Consider the following 20,621-nt stretch of genomic DNA (forward strand, 5'->3'; position numbering starts at 1 on the left):
GCTACCTCTATTATATAGGCAATCACCACTTATTACTAGTGTTATACAACTAATAATTGCGATTGCAAGGCGTTTTAATTTTCTTTGCTGCTATGACCCCGATAAGCTTATAATGAAGCAAAAGTTAATTTTATTTATAGTATTCATGATGGTTTCCGCAGCTGGTTTTTCCCAGTTGAGTGATCTTCACTATTTACCACCCTTAAAACAAGGCGGTAACAACCAAGCTGTTACTCAACAGAGTCTATATTTATCAACTCCAGAAACTACAGCATTTACTGTAAATATTTATCAAGGTACATCGACTACCCTATATGCTACTGCATCATTATCTAAGACTACACCTCAAGAAATAACTTTGGGTAATGGTGATAACAACATCACTATGATGAGCAACGCCAATACTGGAATTGTTCTTACTAGTGGTGGTTTACGATTAGAATCTCCAGGCGGCGAAAAATTCTATGTAAATTATAGAGGTCGTTCTGGTTCACAGGCAACTTCCCTTACAAGTAAAGGAAGACAAGCTATCGGTACTCATTTTAAATGGGGCGGAGCTCCGAATAAAGGTACTCAGGCAAGTTTGACAAACTCTTTAGGCATAATGGCTACCGCTGATGGCACTACAGTAACACTCTCTGGTTATGACCCAGATTGTGAATTTAGACTGGGAGCTGATCGAGACGGAATATTAGCAGATACCTATACCATAAATTTAGATGCAAATGAGTCTTTTGTATTCGAAGCATATGTTGCTGAAACTCCCGCTAATGCAGACGGTTGGTTAGGTGCAGATGTCATTTCGAATAATCCTATAGTTATTAGTAATGGTGGACTTAATACTGGCGCCAGAGTAGGTTACGCTGGTAGAGATGCTGCAATTGACCAACCTGTACCTCAAAATAAAATTGGTAAAGAATATGTTTTTATAAGAGGAAATGGTACGAGTGAAACAGAAATACCCATTATCATTGGAACACAAAACGGAACAGCTATTTATGTAAATGGTTCTGGTACACCTATAGCTACAATTAACAATGGTGACTATTTTGAGATTCCTGAAAGTAATTATTCAGTTTCTTCCGCAGGAGGAAATATGTATGTAACCACCTCAAAAGATGCCTACGCCTATCAATTAATGGCAGGCGCAAGTGCAATTTACACGCAAGGCTTAAACTTTATTGCTCCCGTAAACTGTTTGTTACCAGATACGGTAGATAATATTACACATATCGAAGATGCAGCTGGGGTTACCATGACCGGTGGCGTAACACTGATTGCTTCTACCACAACACCAGATGCCAATATTACCGTAGAGGATGGTAGCGGACCAGTAGCCCTACCCGCCCCTTCTGCAGTGGCAGGAACTACACTTTGGAAAACTTACTATGTTGCAAATTTAACAGGTGATGTAACCGTAAATTCTACAGGACCGATAGCAGTAGGTTTTATAGGTTTTAGTGGCGCAAGAGGTATTGCCGGTTACTTTTCAGGTTTTGATACGGTACCAGAAGTGGATCTTCAAGTTACTGGAGGTGGTTGCCTACCAACAGCCGAAGTAGAAGTTGTGGACCCTAATTTTGATAATTACCAATGGTTTGAAAACGGAGTATTAATTGCAGGTGCAGATAGTGCTAGGTATACACCAACACAAGCTGGCGATTACTATGTAAGAGTTACAAAAGGTGGTTGTACTTATGATTCTCAACCCTTAACAGCATATTATTGTGACCCAGATGTGGTCATCAAAAAAGTGGCAGACAAAAATACGGTTAGCGATGGCGAAACGGTAACCTTTACCATTACCGTAGAAAGTTTTGGTATCAATTCCATTTCTAATCTCGTACTTACAGACATTTTACCAGACGGTATTTCATTAGTATCATCTTCTGTCTCTAAAGGTAGTTTCACCTACCCCAACTGGTCTGTTGGTGGTATGAATAGTGGAGAATTAGAAACTTTGACATTGGTAACACGCATTACCTTACCCGATGTTAATACCTCAACTGCAACGTACATCAATAATATCAGTAATTCTCAAGATCAAACAGATACTAATATTACTACTGATGACCCATCAGAAACGGTGACTGTCAATTTTAATACCCCAACAACAGTAATCACTAATAGAAGAATTACCATTAGGGCGACAAGTTTTTAATTTATTCTTGTAACATTCCGCTTAGTTTATCGTCAAGTATACGTAACCAATCAAAAAACACTTGACGTGAGTACTATTCTAACAGTCAATCATCTTACCAAAAAATTCGGACACCTTACCGCTGTAAAAGATTTATCGTTTACTATAGAAAAAGGTAATGTTTACGGAATTTTAGGTCCTAACGGTAGCGGCAAATCAACTACCCTGGGCATTGTATTAAACGTCGTTAATAAAACCAGCGGAGACTTCGCTTGGTTTGGCGGTGAATCTTCAACGCACGAAGCACTCAAAAAAGTGGGCGCCATTATCGAACGCCCAAACTTCTACCCATACATGACGGCTTTGCAAAACTTGAAATTAGTTTGTAAAATCAAAGATGTATCAGAAAATAAAATTGAAGAAAAGCTAGATCTAGTCGGACTCCTAGATAGAAAAAACAGCAAATTCAGGACTTTTTCCCTTGGGATGAAGCAGCGCCTAGCTATTGCCTCTGCCCTATTGAATGACCCAGAAATATTAATTTTAGATGAACCTACCAACGGTCTAGATCCTCAAGGTATTCATCAGATTCGAGAAATTATAAAAACCATTGCTGCAAAAGGCACTACAATTTTGTTGGCATCACATCTATTAGATGAGGTTGAAAAAGTATGTTCTCATGTTGTTATTTTAAGAAAAGGAGAAAAATTGTACGCTGGCAGAGTAGATAGCTTGCAAGCTAGTTTTGGCTTCTTCGAATTAAAATCTGACGACTTAGAAAAACTAACATCGTACTTGAGCACTAATGAACACTTTGGTAGTATAAAACAAGAAAATGGTTTGGTTACGGCAATCTTAACTTCAGAACTAGATGCACAATCATTAAACAAACTACTTTTTGAAAAAGGCATTATCGTATCTCATTTAGTAAAACGAAAAGAAAGTTTAGAAGAACAGTTTCTTGCCTTAACTAAAAATGCTAACGCCTAACAACCACCATCATGATACGATTACTTCAAATAGAATTCATAAAACTTTGGAACAACAGGGCTAGCAAGGTGTTGATTATTTCATACTTCGCGCTTTTAACCTCTATCGCATTGGTAGCAGCTATAAAATTCGATATCGGCCCCATAAAGTTCAATTTAGCCGATCAGGGTATTTTTAACTTCCCTTATATCTGGCATTTCAATACATTTATTACAGCGTTCTTCAAACTATTTTTAGCTATTGTCATTGTTTCAATGATGTCTAATGAGTATAGCAATAAAACGATAAAACAGAATTTGATTGACGGACTCTCAAAAAAGGAATTTATACTTTCTAAATTCTTGACTGTGATTACTTTCGCACTAGTCTCTACAATTTTTGTATTTCTAGTATCATTAGTTTTAGGGCTGATTTATTCCGATTTTACCGAAATTTCTATCATTCTAAGCGATTTAGAGTTCCTTTTTGCGTTTTTCATTAAACTAACTGGTTTCTTTTCTTTCTGTCTTTTCTTAGGTGTTTTAGTAAAAAGGTCAGCCTTTGCACTTGGCTTTTTAATTCTATGGCAAGTATTCGAAGGTATTTTCAGAGGTATTATTCGATGGAAGTTTTTTGATGGCGAAACCACAGATGTTATCATGGGCTTTTTTCCATTACAGGCAATGTTCAATCTTATCAAAGAACCATTCTCTAGATTAGGTGCCGTACAATCTGTAGTAAATCAAATGGGAGAAACACTTGCATTAGACTATTATATACAATGGTATGAAATTGTAATTGTCATGGCATGGATAGCAATTTTCATTTACGGCTCTTATGCAATTTTGAAAAGACGAGACCTCTAAATCGTCTGTGCAATCAGGTAATTAAACCTAAATAACAGCACGCTAAAAGAATAGATTTTCATTTTGTAGTATATTGTATTGTTTACGAAAATGCTATGAAAAAGAAATGGGACATGAGAATACCCAAAATATTGGCTGCGCCAATATTTTTCATAGTCCTGTTATTTGCTGTTTTAAAAACATCGGCACAAGAATGTCCCGCGCTTTTAAATCCCGTTAATGGTACTACTCTGGTTCCTGTAGATGCTACTATTAGTTGGGAAGCTATTACGGGTGTACCGGGTTATATTATCTCATTAGGCACTACAGAAGGCGGTAATGACATTTTAAATAACAGAAATGTTGGCTCTGCGATAAGTTTCACCCCAACTACAGGCTTACCAGAGAGTACCGAAATATTCGTTACCATTACACTTTTCTTTTTCAATCAACCCAATATAACTTGTGAAAGTCAAAGTTTTACAACGGCTGCCTTAAGTGAAGTTCCACAATGTGTACCGTCTACGAGCCCCGAAAATAATGAGATAGCTATAAATACGGCAACTAACATTTCATGGATTGCAGCACCAAGTGCAACAGGGTATTTTATATCGCTCGGCACCACAGAAAATGGCGATGAAATTCTTGCACGAACAGACGTAGAAAATACATTAAATTATAATCCACCTGCAGATTTACCTTCAGAAACTGACATTTATATAACGATCACACCCTACAATAGAATAGGTTTAGCTGATAATTGTAGCTCTTCGGTTTTTACAACAGCTGCAGCTGCAGTATTACCTTTATGCACAAGTATGATTTCCCCTTTTGATGGTGAAACCAATGTACCCTTGAGTCCTACACTTGAATGGAACGCAGTACCCAATGCAACAGGTTACAGAGTATCTATAGGTACATCACCTTTTGAGACAAATATTTTAGAAGACGCCATCTTTTTTAAAACATCTACAGTAATCATAGATTTTGAACCCAACCGAACCTTCTTTATCTCCATATTTCCGTTTAATGAAGCGGGTGAAGCGATCGGTTGTACACAAGAAACTTTTTCTACAGCAATAGGTTGCGGGCCATATTTTGACCCTTTAAGTGGAGAATTGTTGGTGTTGAATCCTATTTTGACCTTTCCAGATACCATTACCATATGCTCAGAAAACGAACTTGATATAATTAGGGCAACTGATGAAGCGGACGGCTACAGATGGTACAAATTAGATGATAGAGGAAATGAAACATTACTGTCAAATACTGTAGAAGTTTCAATAGATGAAGAAGGTGAATATATTTATGAAGCCTATGTAAATATTGAGGACTCTGATAGAACTTTTGAATGTGCTTCATCAAAAACATTTCAGGTAGAAATATCACAAGCACCAAAAATAGAAGATGTAAGCGTACAAATAAGTGCAAACTCTCTCAATTATGAGATATCCACTACTACAAATGGAAATTTTGAATATGCGTTAGATAATGAAAACGGACCATATCAAAATTCGAATCGCTTTACCAACATCTCGCTACAAAACCACACCGTATTTGTTCGTGATAAAGCCGGATGCGGAATCGCCGAACGTTTAGTTGAGCAAGATTTAACGGTAAACGGCTTTCCAAATTTCTTTACTCCCAATGGAGATGGTATTAATGATTATTGGCAGTTTATACCACCAGTTGAAACTGGCATAACCAATGTATCGGTAATTTATATATTTGATAAATTCGGTGCACTACTAGCCCAAATAGCACCAAATACGACTGGTTGGAACGGAAATTTAAATGGCAAAGCGCTTCCAGAATCAAATTATTGGTTTAAAGCAATAGCCACCAATAATAAAATTATTAAAGGTCATTTTAGTTTAAAGCGATAAATTAATTTATACAATATGAATATTAAAAAAATGTCTTTATTCTTGAGGTTATTATGCCTCTTTTTGACAAGTTCATTTTTTTATGGGCAAGATTGTACAGAATTTACTTTCCCGAACAACGGTACAGATAACATTGAAGTAAACACAACACTAACTTGGACCGAAGTATTAGGTTATAACGGCTATATTCTTTCTATTGGCACCACTCCGCAAGGCACTGACATTTTAGATAGAAAACCTATTGGCATCAACCCTTTCTACACTCCACCGTTAGGTTTACCAGACGACACCACCATGTACGCGACATTAAGTTTAGTTCCATATGACGGTCCGCCAATCAGCTGTGACGAACTTGTTTTTACAACGGCTGAAGTTACCACAGCCCCTACTTGCTCTGTATTGATTACACCAGATAATAATGCGGGAAGTGTAACCATCATTACAGATATTGAATGGGAATATACACCTACAGCGATTGGTTACTATTTATCTATTGGCACGACACCGAATGGTCATGAAATAGTAAATAATCTAGACATTAAAAATGAACTGAGTTACGACCCGCCGGAAGATTTACCACAAAACTCAAATATTTATGTAAAAATCGAACCCTATAATGATATCGGAATTGCAACATCTTGTACTGAAGAAATATTCACTACTAGTTTTGCCGTTTATGTCTGTGACCCCTATATTTCTGAAACTACCGGCGAGTTAATTTATAGGGCTCCAATTATCAATTTACCCAACATAGTAGGTATATGCAGTGACGAACTACCCTACACCATTTCATCGAACGATAATGCCGATGGTTTTAGATGGTATTTAACAAATAGTGGTAGCGAAGAAACCTTGCTATCAGAAACACAAAGTGTAGCTATTTCTGCACCAGGTAAATATCGGTTTGAAGCATATAATAATATTACTACCGATGCAGGCGATATTGAATGTATAAGTTCTAAACTTATAGACGTAGTAGCATCAGAAGAAGCTATAATTACAGCAATAAATGTCACCAACTTACCCTTGGGAAAAACAATTTTAATTTCCGTAACCGGTGGTGGACAATATGAGTATTCATTGACCAGCCGAGATGGTCCTTTTCAAGATTCCTCAATGTTCATAGAAATGTCAACTCGTAATTACACTGCATATGTTCGAGATAAAAACGGTTGCGGAACAACAGAAAGATTGGTAGACAGAGATATTTCCAAAAAAGACTTTCCTTCATTTTTTTCACCTAATGGCGATGGAATAAATGATCATTGGCAGTATATACCACCAGTCGAAAATTTTGAAGCTGTTATAGAAGTGATACATATATTCAACCAATATGGAAGTTTAATACAACAAATCAACCCAAATAGTATTGGATGGGACGGTACTTTTAATACTAAACAAATGCCACAATCTGACTATTGGTATAAAGCTAGCTTTCTTAATCAGCAACCTATAATGGGTCATTTTTCACTAATTCGATAATATTAAACCAAGATTTAGCTACTTTATACCTTTAATCAATTATACGATTGAAATCAATATTTTCTCATGTAAAGTCTATATCTTGAGTTTTTACTTAATAGAAGGTTTTCGTATTCAAATAGTATTACCACAACTTTTATATAAGTGAATGCTATTTTGAGTCTCATAATTATAGATTAATGACAAAATTATTAAGTCTTTTTGCCTTTTTCGGAATATTCGGAATGCTATCAGCCCAGGTGACACCCGCTGAAGAAGCTGCACTTTTAGCTTTTTATAACGCAACAAATGGCGATACATGGACCAGCCAAAATGATGGTAACCTACTTAACGATTGGGATTTTTCAGGTGATGTTACTAGCGACTGGTACGGATTAACAGTTGATGTAGCAGGAGGTCATGTAGTTGCCATGGATATGAATCCTACTAATTATGCAAATACTAGCAATATTCAGTCAGGCTTTATACCTAATGAATTAGGTGATTTGCAATTTCTAACACTACTAGATATATCGGCTAGCGGACTAACAGGTCCTCTTCCTGTTAGTATTACAACACTACCTATTTTAACTTCCTTAAATGTTTGGTATAATGATCTTACAGGTATTATTCCTATAGAAGTCACAGATATGACTCAATTATCGGTGTTACATTTAGGTGGTAATGAGTTCGATGGCACCATTTATCCAGAATATGGTGATTTGATAAACCTGACATATCTTAATCTCACTGAAAACAATCTTACAGGTATTATACCAACAAGCTTAGGAAACTTAACTGAATTAAGAACGCTACGGTTAGGAAATAACACGTTAACAGGTAATCTACCCATCTCATTGAGAAACTTATCTAACTTGATAGAACTTTCCATACAAGCTACTTATATAGATGGAAATTTACCTGAGGAGTATTCCGAATTAACAACCTTACAAATTCTCGATTTAAGTTCTTACAGCAGCGCCATTAATGGAGGGCTCACTGGTTCGATTCCAGATTCGTATGGAAACCTAGTCAATTTAAGGACTTTAGATCTTTGGGGTAATGCACTAACAGGTACATTGCCAGAATCACTTTCTAACTGGGTAGATATTGAATATTTTAGTATTGCAAACAATCTAATATCAGGCACGTTACCAGCAAGTTATTCTAGTTGGACGAATATTATAAGATTCGAAGTATTCAACAATGATTTAGAAGGTACTATACCAGATAGCTATTCGAGTTTTACCCAAATGGAATATTTTTCAGTTAACGACAATAGACTATCCGGCACCTTATCCCCAAGTTTTTCGCAGTGGGCAAGTCTCGAATCTTTTAATATTTATAATAATGATTTTAGTGGAAGTTTTCTTCAATCATATGACCAATGGACCAACCTCGCGGTCTTTAATGCATTTAATAACGCTTTTTCCGGAACTATTCCGGCTACCTATAACCAATGGAACAATCTCATAAATTTTAATGTAAACAACAACCAACTAGAAGGTACTGTACCCGACTTTACTATAATTCCTGGCTACACACAAAATCTTAATATAGAAAATAACCGTTTTCAATTTGGTGATTTTGAAAATGAATTCCCGTTTTACGACGCAAATTTTTCTGGTTTTCGTGATAATCCACAAGCTAAGGTCAATGATATTTTAACTTTAAATGAGAATACTGGTGATAACGTTACCCTGACTACAACGGTTAGTGGAACACAAAATCATTATGAATGGTTTAAAAATGGTCTGCCAATTACAGGTGCGCCCGATAGTCCTACACTAATATTAACCAATATACAAGCCACCGATGCTGGTGTATATCATGCAGAAATTACAAGTGATATTGTAACCGACCTAACTTTGGTAAGAAACGATATTACCGTAATTATTGGTTGTGTTATGCCAATGGTAGATGACCCAGAAGATGTTATAGCGTGCGGTAGCTATCCATTACCAGCACTTACAAACGGTAACTACTTTGATCAACCCAACGGTACAGGTTCGCCTTTTAATGAAGGGGATATAATCACAACATCACAAACACTTTATGTGTATGCTGGTGTAAGCGGCTGCTCAAATGAGAATGATTTCGAAATTCAAATAAATAACCTTACACCAGCCGATGACCCAGATGATGTTATAGCGTGCGGTAGCTATCCATTACCAGCACTTACAAACGGTAACTATTTTGATCAACCCAACGGTACAGGTTCGCCTTTTAATGAAGGAGATATAATCACAACATCACAAACACTTTATGTGTATGCGGGAGTGAGCGGCTGCTCAAATGAGAATGATTTCGAAATTCAAATAAACAATCTTGCACTAGCCGATGACCCAGATGATGTTATAGCGTGCGGTAGTTATCCATTACCAGCACTGACCAACGGTAATTACTTTGATGAACCCAACGGTGCAGGTACGCCATTTAATGAAGGAGATATAATCACAACATCACAAACACTTTATGTGTATGCCGGAATAAGCGGCTGCTCAAATGAGAATGATTTCGAAATTCAAATAAATAATCTTACACCAGCCGATGACCCAGATGATGTTATAGCGTGCGGTAGTTATCCATTACCAGCACTGACCAACGGTAATTACTTTGATCAACCCAACGGTGCAGGTACGCCATTTAATGAAGGAGATATCATAACAACATCACAAACACTTTATGTGTATGCGGGAGTGAGTGGCTGCTCAAATGAGAATGACTTCGAAATTCAAATTGAGAACTCTTTATTAGCAGATAACCCAGATGATGTTATTGTTTGCGAAAGCTATACACTACCAGCACTTACAAACGGTAACTACTTTGATCAACCTAACGGTACAGGTTCGCCTTTTAATGAAGGAGATATAATCACAACATCACAAACACTTTATGTGTATGCGGGAGTGAGCGGCTGCTCAAATGAGAATGATTTCGAAATTCAAATTGAGAACTCTTTATTAGGAGATAACCAAGATGATGTTATTGTTTGCGAAAGCTATACACTACCAGAACTTACCAATGGTAATTACTTTGACCAACCCAACGGAGCAGGTACCGGACTTTTCTCAGGAGATATTTTAGAAACTTCTCAAACCGTTTACATATACTATGAGTCTGGATCTTGCTCCAACGAAAGCAGTTTCATTGTAACCATTGACCCCTTATCATGTGAAGAAACACCTGAACCAGAGCCTGAACCAGAGGTATCTTGTACGGTTGATTTCCCCAATTTCTTTACTCCCAATAATGATGGAGTAAATGATAGGTATGTTCCTATTACTAATATTTGTTCCCCTAAAGGAATGCTAAGTATTCATAACAGATATGGTCAATTATTGTTTCAGACCAACTCTTTAGACAACACTTGGGACGGCACATTTAACGGTAAACCTTTACCATCATCAGATTACTGGTATCAATTTGAAAATGCAGAAAGTAATGAAGTAATTACCGGTCATTTTTCTTTAAAGCGATAGAAGCCACTATTCTTTTTATTGCACTCTTTTAAATGGCACTTCTTTCGTAATTTTATAGCATGAAATTCAAAGTAGTATCAGACTTCAAACCCACTGGGGATCAACCAAATGCCATTAAAGAATTGGTAAAAGGTATAAATGACAAGGAAAAATATCAGACATTATTAGGTGTAACCGGTTCTGGTAAAACATTTACAGTAGCCAATGTTATTGAAGAAGTTCAAAAACCGACACTTTTATTAGCGCACAACAAAACCTTGGCAGCCCAGTTATATTCGGAGTTCAAGCAGTTTTTTCCAGATAATGCGGTAGAGTATTTTGTATCCTACTACGACTATTATCAGCCAGAGGCATTTATACCCACAAGTGGTGTTTACATTGAAAAAGATCTTTCGATTAATGAAGATATTGAGAAATTACGTCTTAGTACGACCTCTTCTTTATTGTCAGGTAGAAGAGATGTAATCGTTATCGCTTCGGTTTCTTGCTTATATGGTATTGGTAACCCCGTTGAATTTCAGAAAAATGTCATCTCCATAAAAAAAGATCAAGTTATTGCTAGAACCAAGCTAATGCACCTATTAGTGCAATCGCTCTATTCTAGAACAATGGCAGAGTTTAAAAACGGTAATTTCAGGGTGAAAGGTGACGTTGTAGACGTTTTTCCTAGTTATGCTGACCATGCCTATAGAATTCATTTTTTTGGCGATGAAATTGAAGAAATTGAAGCTTTCGACCCATTTAATAATAATATTATAGAAGTTTACGAGACACTTACTATTTACCCAGCAAATATGTTCGTGACCTCTAAAGATGTTTTACAGAATGCCATTCATAGCATACAAAATGATTTGATAAAACAGATAGACTACTTCAAAGAAATTGGAAAGCCACTAGAAGCAAAAAGATTAGAAGAGCGTACCAATTTTGATTTAGAAATGATACGTGAACTTGGGTATTGCTCAGGTATAGAAAACTACTCTAGATATTTAGATGGTCGAGAGCCAGGTACAAGACCTTTTTGTTTGTTAGATTATTTCCCCGATGATTATTTAATGGTTATTGATGAAAGTCATGTTACCATACCCCAAGTACATGCCATGTATGGCGGTGACCGTTCTAGAAAAGTAAATTTGGTTGATTATGGTTTTCGTTTACCTGCTGCCATGGACAACAGACCTCTAAAGTTTGAAGAGTTTGAAGCGTTACAAAATCAGGTTTTATATGTAAGTGCAACACCCGCAGATTACGAATTGCAATTGAGTCAAGGGGTATTTGTTGAGCAAGTAATTAGACCAACCGGACTTTTAGACCCTATAATTGAAGTAAGACCAAGCCTTAACCAAATTGATGATTTGGTAGAAGAAATTCATATTCGTGTTGAAAAAGATGAACGGACTTTAGTTACCACTTTGACAAAAAGAATGGCAGAAGAGTTGGCTAAATATATGGACAGAATCAATATTCGATGTAGATATATTCATAGTGATGTTGACACTTTAGAGCGTGTAGAAATCATGCAAGATTTGCGAAAAGGTATTTTTGATGTACTTATCGGAGTGAATTTATTACGAGAAGGATTAGACTTACCAGAGGTTTCTTTAGTGGTTATTTTAGATGCCGACAAAGAAGGGTTTTTACGCAGTAATAGATCGTTAACACAGACCGTTGGTAGAGCTGCAAGAAACTTAAATGGTCGTGCAATTATGTACGCAGATAAGGTAACGGCAAGTATGCAAAAAACCATCGACGAAACAAATTATAGAAGACAAAAACAGATACAATATAACACAGATCACAACCTTACTCCGAAAGCTTTGAACAAGAGTTTGGACAGTGTGCTTTCTAAGAACTCAGTCTCTACATATCACTTCATAAAAGAGGAGTTGAGAGCTGCCGAACCAGACATGGATTATCTTACCAAAGAGCAAATAGAGAAGCTCATAAAAGACAAAAGAAAGGCGATGGAAAAAGCTGCAAAAGAATTAGATTTTATGCAAGCAGCGAAGTTAAGAGACGAAATAAAGTCATTGCAGGAGCAAGAATAAGCCAAGTATGTATAAATTAGACTGAAATACAAATAGAGTATATTTAAACTTTACTTAAATATACATAAAATACTGGATATTAAATATTTAAATTAAATTTTTAGACAAGGCTAAAAAGGTAATATTGCTGTATAAAAAGAATTTAAAGGTATTTCTAAGCTGATTTCTTTTCAATTCTCAATAAGCTTATGTTTCTCATTTCATAAAATTTAAAAGTAAGAAAAGACGCTTATAAACTAAGAAATCCACTAGGCGAGTTTTACGAATTTACGTTAATTTTTACAACTATAAAATTACCGATTTTACACTCCAAAAAAAAGCTGATTTTTATAGCAAAAAAATCTACTTACAAGACTTCAAAAACAGCTTTTCAGAAAATAAAAAAGTAACAAATTCCCTACTCTATTTTGCAAAAAACATATTCTAAAATTCAATATAAATAATACAGATTATAAGAAAAATAAACTCACAAAAATCTACACGGAAAAATCTCAAATGAGGTAATTCCAAAATTATTAAAATCATCTTTCATGATTATTTTCAATTCAAAAATATAGCCCAAAATAACAATTAAAAATAGGCTCAAAAAAAAGTGCTTTGATTTCTCAAAGCACTTAACTAAACAACTCAAACCAACCTAAAAAAACTTACTAACCAAAACTTACTTTAACTCAATCATTCTTTTTGGCTTTGGCAAAGCCTCTTCTTTTTTCGGAATATTAAATTTTAAAACTCCGCCTTCATATGTTGCTTCAATTTTATCTGTCGCAACTGTCTCAGGTAATGTAAATGCTCTTTTAAAAGATGAAATACTAAACTCTTTACGAGTGAAATTTTCTTTCACTTCTTTATGCTCTTCTTTAATTTCTGCAGAAATTGATAATACCGTATCATCAATTTCAATTTTAAAATCATCTTTCACCCTACCAGGTACAAAAAGTTCTAATTCAAAATCTTTTTCATTTTCCTTTATGTTTACTGCTGGTAAAGATGAACGTGAATTTTCAGTTCCACCAAACCAATCTGGTCTAAAAATCTCATTCATTAATGCTGGGAACAAAACGTCATTTTTCTTTGTTAAACTCATAATCTTATTTTTTAAATAAATTAATTTAATAGTCGATATGAATAAAACAAATCATGTACCAACCAAATAAATACGCCATTATGTCGCTTTTATCATTTCAAATAATGACATTTTGTCGCTTTTAAACTATAAGAGCCTGTAATTTTAGCATATCAGACAGTTATCTGCGTTCTCATTCACTAATTTTATGGAGAGAATTTATAGCATGGATAGACTAATCAACATTTTTCACCAAATACGAACCAGAATTGCCTTTTACCCAACTATTATATCCTTAGCAGGATTACTATTGGCATTTTTAATGATTTATCTAGAGCAAAAGAATATTTCTGCATATCTCATCGATGTAGCACCCGCATTAGTAATCGATGATACCGACACCGCTAAAACCATTTTAAGCACGCTCATAGGTGGTTTAATTTCCTTAACAGTATTTAGTTTCTCTATGGTTATGGTGTTATTAAATCAAGCTTCTAGTAACTTCTCGCCAAGAGTATTGCCCGGCATTATATCTGACCAAAAACATCAAATAGTATTAGGACTTTACATTGCTACTATACTTTACAACATATTCATTCTTATCTCTATTGAACCGACAGAGAATTCTTATCAAACTCCCGGGTTTTCGGTGTTATTGGGTATTATACTAGTAGTGGTATGTTTGGCTGCATTTATATACTTCATTCACCATATCTCACAAGCAATACAGGTAGGTAATATTCTAACAGCAATTCACTCTAGAACAAAATCTGAAATAACATCAATTATAGAAGAACAAGAGATGAATACCTTCGAGTTTCCAAATCATGAGCATTGGAAAAAATATGAAATTACCGAAACCGGTTATTTTTATGGAATACTTAACGATGATTTACTGGAGTTATGCAAAGAGAACTCAATGAAAGTTATCATTCAATTATATAAAGGGCAATTTATTTTAGATGGCACCATCGGGTTTAAAACTGAAAAACCTTTAAATAACGAATTAAAGAAAAAGATAACGAGCACACTACTTTTTAGTAACGAAGAACTTATCGGAGAAAACTACATTTATGGTTTTAGACAAATTTCTGAAATCGGCGTAAAGGCAATGTCACCAGGCATAAACGATCCCGGTACAGCTTTAAACACTATTGACTACCTAACTTCGCTCTTTTTAAATTTAATGCAAAAGGCAGATTTTGAATACATTACCGATAACGAAAAAGAAAATTGGACACGAATTAAATGTGCGAAATTTTCTGAAGTTTTATTTAATGTAATGGCGACCTATAGACTTTACTGCAAACATGATATTACGGTAATGCGAAAATTGATGCACATGCTAAAAACACTTACTACCCACGTGGTAAATTCTGATCAATTAGAAGTTATTGAGACAGAAATAGATGAATTAAGAGCAGATGCCAACAACAATATCGAGAACAAAAGAGATCTTGGTAAACTAGATGCCGACTTTATATCTTGGTCTTAATTATAATGAGCTTTGAAAATGGAAATTAATACCTCTGGTGGGACTATTTTATTCGGGTACTTATGCATTATAGAAAGAACCTGCTGAATTGCACCTGGTGGTAAGCCCATGTTTAAACCGATATCATAAATTCTTTTGACCTCATTAAAATCTTGATCATCATCGACATTCATTAGCAAAATCAACCTATGAAATTGCAATAAACGTTCTGATTGTGATTTAGGAATTATATGTTCAACGTTAGAAGTAAAGAGACTATCAAAAGTCTTTTTACTTATTTCTAATTGCTGGGCAACCGAAAAAAGAAAATCATACTCAGATTCTTTCACCTCGTTATTAACTTTCGCAAACGAAATCATTTCTGATAAAATACTCAATTTTTCTTTAGTAGTAGGCATATTCTTACGTAACAAATTGATATTCAGCTGCTACATATTTTTAACGTAAAAGTCAGCTGTTTTATTTCATTTAGGGGGTTTTGCTTCACAAAAAATCGGTTTAAATAAAAAAATTAATTGATTAAGCTTCAGTTTAGCTTTAACAGAATAGTCGAACGTTTATTTTACTAAAAAATATCGCCTACTTGGCAGACATATAAGATTTTTCTAAAAATATAATCTTCAGAAAACATCGAATACCCAAATTAACCCAACCTATTAATAAGGTACAGCAACCAACAGGTCATATTTTTATAATAACTTGCAGTCCTTAAATTTGCGGTATGACTAATAATGATATATTTAAAAAACTAAGAGTAGCGTTAAAATTCAGAGATGACCAAATCGTTGAGATTTTACAGCTTGTAGATTTTAAAATTTCTAAAAGTGAATTAGGTGCTTTCTTTAGAAATGAGGACCATCCTAATTATATGGAATGTGGAGATCAAGTGCTACGTAATTTCTTAAACGGATTGGTACTTCAACTACGCGGAACAAAAGATGCCCCTAAAATACCGGGAGAAGTTTTATTGGCTATGGCAACCAGCACCAAAAGACCTACCGAAAAAGACAATGACAGAAAAGACTTTAAAACGAAGCAGATGAACAAGGTAGATACTGCCGTTAGCGCTGTGAAGTATAAAAACAAGAAAAAATCTTAATACACGGCTGTGTATTAAGATTTTTTATGGCATAATTAAATGAATTATGCCTCTATTCGTACAGGTATGGTATATACTTTACCTTCCTCTATGTCTGTCAAATTGACTTTTTGATAGTTTAATTTGGCTTTGACAAAACTTTCCATTTTATCAAATTCAGAATTCACAGATAGCACTACGATTTCCCCATCTGCATTCAAAGTAAAACGAACCTGGGCTGTTAAATCGTTATGCTCTTCAGAGAAATTATTCTCGGTTAACATTTTTGAAATCTGTGCTGAAAGATTTCTAGAAGGGTTTTCTCCGTTAACATCGTTAGCTAATACATTACCTGTTGCAAGTAGCATTGTAGCTACGACTACTAAACTTAATTTTCTCATGACTTTTTGTTTTTCACTCCAGTTTTTCTGAAGTATGATTAATAATTGATTGATGATGAATTACTAAAAAGACGACTGAAAAATGACAATGTTACAATTTGAGCATATTTTAACATCTCTTTAATATTAATTCCTCAATTATTCATGTCAAAATTAAAAATACAAGTCATGCAAAAAACACATTTTTAAAGGCTTAACCATTATTTCATTTCAGTAACATAAAATATAGATTTGCTCCTTTTATGATTACGATTACTTAAACCTACAAACACAATAAATACAGACTTTAATTATTAAACAAAAAAAAGACCATTCAAAATGAATGGTCTTTATATAATATGATAAGCAAACTTGTTTAAGCCAATACAGCTTTTACTTTATCTGCAGCCTCTTGAAACTGTACAGCAGATTGTACTGCAAGTCCAGAGTTGTCAATAATCTCTTTTGCTATTTCAGCATTAGTACCTTGTAATCTTACAATAATCGGCACTTTTATTGAATCGCCCATATTCTTGTAAGCATCAACAATACCTTGTGCTACACGATCACAACGAACGATACCACCGAATATATTGACCAAAATTGCCTTTACATTAGGGTCTTTTAATATGATTCTAAATGCTTCTTCAACTCTTTTAGCATCTGCAGTACCACCAACATCTAAGAAGTTAGCTGGCTCACCACCTGCCATTTTAATTAAATCCATAGTTGCCATTGCAAGACCTGCACCGTTAACCATACACCCAACGTTACCGTCAAGATCTACATAGTTAAGACCAACTTCTCTCGCTTCAACTTCAATAGCATTCTCTTCTCTAAGATCACGCATATCAGCATACTTCTTTCTACGGTATAGTGCATTATCATCGATAGAAACCTTAGCATCAACAGCCATGATCAAATCATCAGATGTTTTTAATACTGGGTTAATTTCGAACATATTAGAATCACTTTCTACATATGCCTTATATAATGATGCAACGAATTTTGTCATCTCTTTGAACGCAGTACCTGAAAGACCTAAGTTAAAAGCAATTTTTCTTGCTTGAAAACCTAACAATCCTGTAGCTGGATCAATTTCTTCTGTAAAAATTAAGTGCGGAGTGCTTTCTGCAACCTCTTCAATGTCCATACCACCTTCTGTAGAATACATAATCATATTCTTACCAGTAGCTCTGTTCAATACAACAGACATATAGAATTCACTAGTTTCGCTTTCGCCTGGGTAGTAAACATCTTCGGCAACCAATACTTGGTGTACTTTTTTACCCTCTGCAGAAGTTTGCGGTGTAATTAAGTTCATACCAATAATCTGGTTTGCTATCTCTTCTACTTCTTTAAGGTTCTTGGCTAATTTTACACCACCACCTTTACCACGACCACCTGCGTGTACTTGCGCTTTAATAACGTGCCATCCAGTTCCGGTTTCAGCAGTTAATTGCTTTGCAGCCTCAACAGCCTCTTTTGCATTTTGGGCAACTATTCCTCTTTGGATGCGCACCCCAAAACTTGCTAATATCTCTTTTCCTTGATATTCGTGAAGGTTCATATATATGGTGAATTTAATTGTTAAGCAAAAATAGGAAACAGTAAGTAATAATCTAAAAATACTGGTGATTAATTAGAATAACTAGTATAATTAATCTGATAAAAACACAAATTCCTTATTATGCGATTGAATTTTGTAGCTAAAAAACGACCTAAATCTCTAAATCTTTAAAATCTAAAGGATCAAAGTTTTTGAAATGACCATTAAGTTCGATTGTTTTCTTGGTTCTATTTACTTCTGACAACACAGTAATCGTAGAAGTTAAATGTAGACTTATAAAATTAAGTCGATCATTTTCTGTGGGTATTTGTAATAGTTGATACTCTTGCTCAAAAGACAATCCGATCTTGTGCGCTAGGGTAAAACTATTGAATTCTTTTATATTGAGTTTGGTATATGGCACGTCCATAATAGCATATAACTGTTCTATACCATTAATTATAGTTTGTTTTTTTTCTTCGGATGCTTCATAATCGTATTCCAACAACTTTACAATACCACCGGAATAAAGCTTATTTTCCATGATATTATCAAAAGCGAGTAATTTAAATACTTGCCTCGCTACACAGACCACATCCATCTCTCCGGTTTCATAGGTTGTCACCACTTCTACAAGCTGAACCTCAACTCCATATTCCATCTTATTATTTATAAAGACCGGAATACCAAAAGTGATGGCTTCTTCTCTACAATCTTGTATTAGTTGTTTGTAGCGATCTTCAAAAACATGAAGCGGTACGGTTTCACCCGGAAAGAATATAGACTGTAATGGAAATAAAGGTAATTTCATTTGCTAAAAATACAAAGCAGATTATATAGCACCAAAATAAATAGAATTCTCTAATGTTATAAATATCACAATTTGTTATTTTTATCGTTTTTATGTTATTATTTTTGTTCTTAATAAATTAGAAAAGTAAATTCGCCTTAAAATTAGATAGTATGAGAAATGAGGATTTATTGCAAATCGCAAAAACCTATGGTGATCCGGTTTATGTTTACGACTCGGAAAAAATAGTTTCACAGTTCAATAGATTGACCAAAGCATTTGGTTCAGTAAAGAAATTGCAACTTAACTATGCAGCCAAGGCACTTTCTAATATTACTATTTTAAGATTAATGAACAGTCTTGGTAGTGGTCTTGATACTGTTTCTATTCAAGAAGTTCAACTAGGTTTGTTAGCTGGTTTTAAACCAGAATCGATCATATTTACACCTAACGGAGTTTCTTTAGAAGAAATTGAGCAAGCTGCCAAATTAGGAGTTCGCATTAACATAGACAACCTTTCAATACTAGAACAATTTGGTAGTAAGCATCCAAATATTCCGGTATGTATACGTATCAATCCGCATGTAATGGCAGGTGGAAATTCTAATATTTCTGTAGGTCATATAGATTCTAAATTCGGAATCAGCATTCATCAGATTCCGCATTTACTTCGTATTGTAGAATTAACTAAAATGAATATCAACGGTATTCACATGCATACAGGTAGTGATATTTTAGATATTGACGTATTCTTATATGCTTCTGAAATTCTGTTTGATACTGCTCGTAATTTCAAAAATCTTGATTTTATAGATTTCGGTAGCGGTTTTAAAGTACCTTATAAAGAAGGTGATATTGAAACTAATGTTGAAGAACTAGGTAAAAAACTAAGTACTCGTTTTAATGAGTTCTGTAAAGAATATGGTAAAGATTTGACATTGGCTTTTGAGCCAGGTAAATTTTTAGTGAGTGAGGCAGGTGTTTTTCTTGCAAAAGTAAATGTGGTTAAACAAACGACATCAACAGTATTTGCAAGTGTAGATTCTGGTTTTAATCATTTAATTAGGCCAATGCTTTACGGCGCTACGCATACCATCAATAACATTTCTAATCCAAAAGGCAGAGAACGCTATTATTCTGTTGTAGGGTATATCTGTGAAACCGATACTTTTGCCAGCAATAAAAGAATAAACGAAATCACCGAAGGCGATATTCTTTGCTTTAAAAATGCAGGTGCATATTGCTTTACCATGGCAAGTAACTACAACTCAAGATTTAGACCCGCAGAAGTTCTTTGGCATAAAGGGAAAGCAATTCTTATACGTGAAAGAGAAACTTTTGAAGATTTAATTCGCAATCAGGTAGATGTAAAAGATTTATTCAGTGTTAAACAAACTGCCAAAGTGAAATAAAGCATTTAAAAATACGTTAG

Annotated in this window: 15 protein-coding genes; 10 read left to right on the forward strand and 5 right to left on the reverse strand. The window is 34.8% G+C overall.

Annotated elements, in window-relative coordinates; translation table 11 throughout:
- Positions 1-112 precede the first annotated feature (112 nt).
- The 7 genes from QSV08_RS10665 (at position 113) to uvrB (ending at position 12,831) form a co-directional block, all read left to right on the forward strand.
- Positions 113-2,161, forward strand: coding sequence for a DUF11 domain-containing protein (locus QSV08_RS10665; protein WP_324023195.1), 2,049 nt, complete (start codon positions 113-115; stop codon positions 2,159-2,161).
- A 66-nt stretch (positions 2,162-2,227) separates the two neighbouring features.
- Positions 2,228-3,130: an ABC transporter ATP-binding protein gene (locus QSV08_RS10670; RefSeq protein WP_324023196.1), complete on the forward strand. Its 903-nt coding sequence runs from the start codon at positions 2,228-2,230 to the stop codon at positions 3,128-3,130.
- Between the two features lie 11 nt (positions 3,131-3,141).
- Positions 3,142-3,975 (forward strand): ABC transporter permease, encoded by an 834-nt coding sequence (locus tag QSV08_RS10675; RefSeq protein ID WP_324023198.1) that lies wholly within the window; start codon positions 3,142-3,144, stop codon positions 3,973-3,975.
- 95 nt (positions 3,976-4,070) lie between these two features.
- Positions 4,071-5,840 carry a T9SS type B sorting domain-containing protein gene (locus tag QSV08_RS10680; protein WP_324023199.1) on the forward strand — a complete coding sequence of 590 codons (1,770 nt, stop codon included), beginning with the start codon at positions 4,071-4,073 and terminating at the stop codon, positions 5,838-5,840.
- 15 nt (positions 5,841-5,855) lie between these two features.
- Entirely contained in the window at positions 5,856-7,322 is a 1,467-nt protein-coding gene (locus QSV08_RS10685; protein WP_324023200.1) for a T9SS type B sorting domain-containing protein, read from the forward strand.
- A gap of 179 nt (positions 7,323-7,501) precedes the next feature.
- Positions 7,502-10,783, forward strand: coding sequence for a T9SS type B sorting domain-containing protein (locus tag QSV08_RS10690; protein WP_324023202.1), 3,282 nt, complete (start codon positions 7,502-7,504; stop codon positions 10,781-10,783).
- 59 nt (positions 10,784-10,842) lie between these two features.
- Positions 10,843-12,831, forward strand: a complete 1,989-nt coding sequence (gene uvrB / locus QSV08_RS10695; RefSeq protein WP_324023204.1) for an excinuclease ABC subunit UvrB — start codon at positions 10,843-10,845, stop codon at positions 12,829-12,831.
- A 661-nt stretch (positions 12,832-13,492) separates the two neighbouring features.
- Here uvrB and QSV08_RS10700 read toward each other — a convergent pair.
- Positions 13,493-13,918: an Hsp20/alpha crystallin family protein gene (locus QSV08_RS10700; protein WP_324023206.1), complete on the reverse strand. Its 426-nt coding sequence runs from the start codon at positions 13,916-13,918 to the stop codon at positions 13,493-13,495.
- A gap of 205 nt (positions 13,919-14,123) precedes the next feature.
- On the opposite strand from QSV08_RS10700, the gene QSV08_RS10705 reads away from it, so the two are divergent.
- The gene (locus QSV08_RS10705; RefSeq protein WP_324023208.1) at positions 14,124-15,392 is read left to right on the forward strand and encodes a DUF2254 domain-containing protein; all 1,269 of its coding nucleotides are present in this window, start codon (positions 14,124-14,126) and stop codon (positions 15,390-15,392) included.
- Here the strand turns inward: QSV08_RS10705 and QSV08_RS10710 are convergent.
- On the reverse strand, positions 15,389-15,790 hold the full coding sequence (locus QSV08_RS10710) for a TerB family tellurite resistance protein (RefSeq protein WP_324023209.1): 402 nt from the start codon (positions 15,788-15,790) through the stop codon (positions 15,389-15,391). The genes QSV08_RS10705 and QSV08_RS10710 overlap by 4 nt on opposite strands.
- 323 nt (positions 15,791-16,113) lie before the next feature.
- On the opposite strand from QSV08_RS10710, the gene QSV08_RS10715 reads away from it, so the two are divergent.
- Complete coding sequence (locus QSV08_RS10715) at positions 16,114-16,491, forward strand: DUF1456 family protein (RefSeq protein WP_324023211.1); 378 nt, start codon at positions 16,114-16,116, stop codon at positions 16,489-16,491.
- Positions 16,492-16,535: 44 nt separating this feature from the next.
- Here QSV08_RS10715 and QSV08_RS10720 read toward each other — a convergent pair whose 3' ends face one another.
- From QSV08_RS10720 to QSV08_RS10730, 3 genes are all read right to left on the reverse strand, one after another.
- Entirely contained in the window at positions 16,536-16,871 is a 336-nt protein-coding gene (locus tag QSV08_RS10720; RefSeq protein ID WP_324023213.1) for a hypothetical protein, read from the reverse strand.
- A 355-nt stretch (positions 16,872-17,226) separates the two neighbouring features.
- Entirely contained in the window at positions 17,227-18,420 is a 1,194-nt protein-coding gene (sucC, locus tag QSV08_RS10725) for an ADP-forming succinate--CoA ligase subunit beta (protein ID WP_073243319.1), read from the reverse strand.
- A gap of 151 nt (positions 18,421-18,571) precedes the next feature.
- On the reverse strand, positions 18,572-19,210 hold the full coding sequence (locus tag QSV08_RS10730; protein WP_324023215.1) for an LON peptidase substrate-binding domain-containing protein: 639 nt from the start codon (positions 19,208-19,210) through the stop codon (positions 18,572-18,574).
- 152 nt (positions 19,211-19,362) lie between these two features.
- Here QSV08_RS10730 and lysA point away from each other — a divergent pair, with 152 nt between their 5' ends.
- Complete coding sequence (gene lysA / locus QSV08_RS10735) at positions 19,363-20,601, forward strand: diaminopimelate decarboxylase (RefSeq protein ID WP_324023217.1); 1,239 nt, start codon at positions 19,363-19,365, stop codon at positions 20,599-20,601.
- Positions 20,602-20,621: the final 20 nt, after the last annotated feature.

The organism is Maribacter sp. BPC-D8, from assembly GCF_035207705.1.
Classification (GTDB): domain Bacteria; phylum Bacteroidota; class Bacteroidia; order Flavobacteriales; family Flavobacteriaceae; genus Maribacter.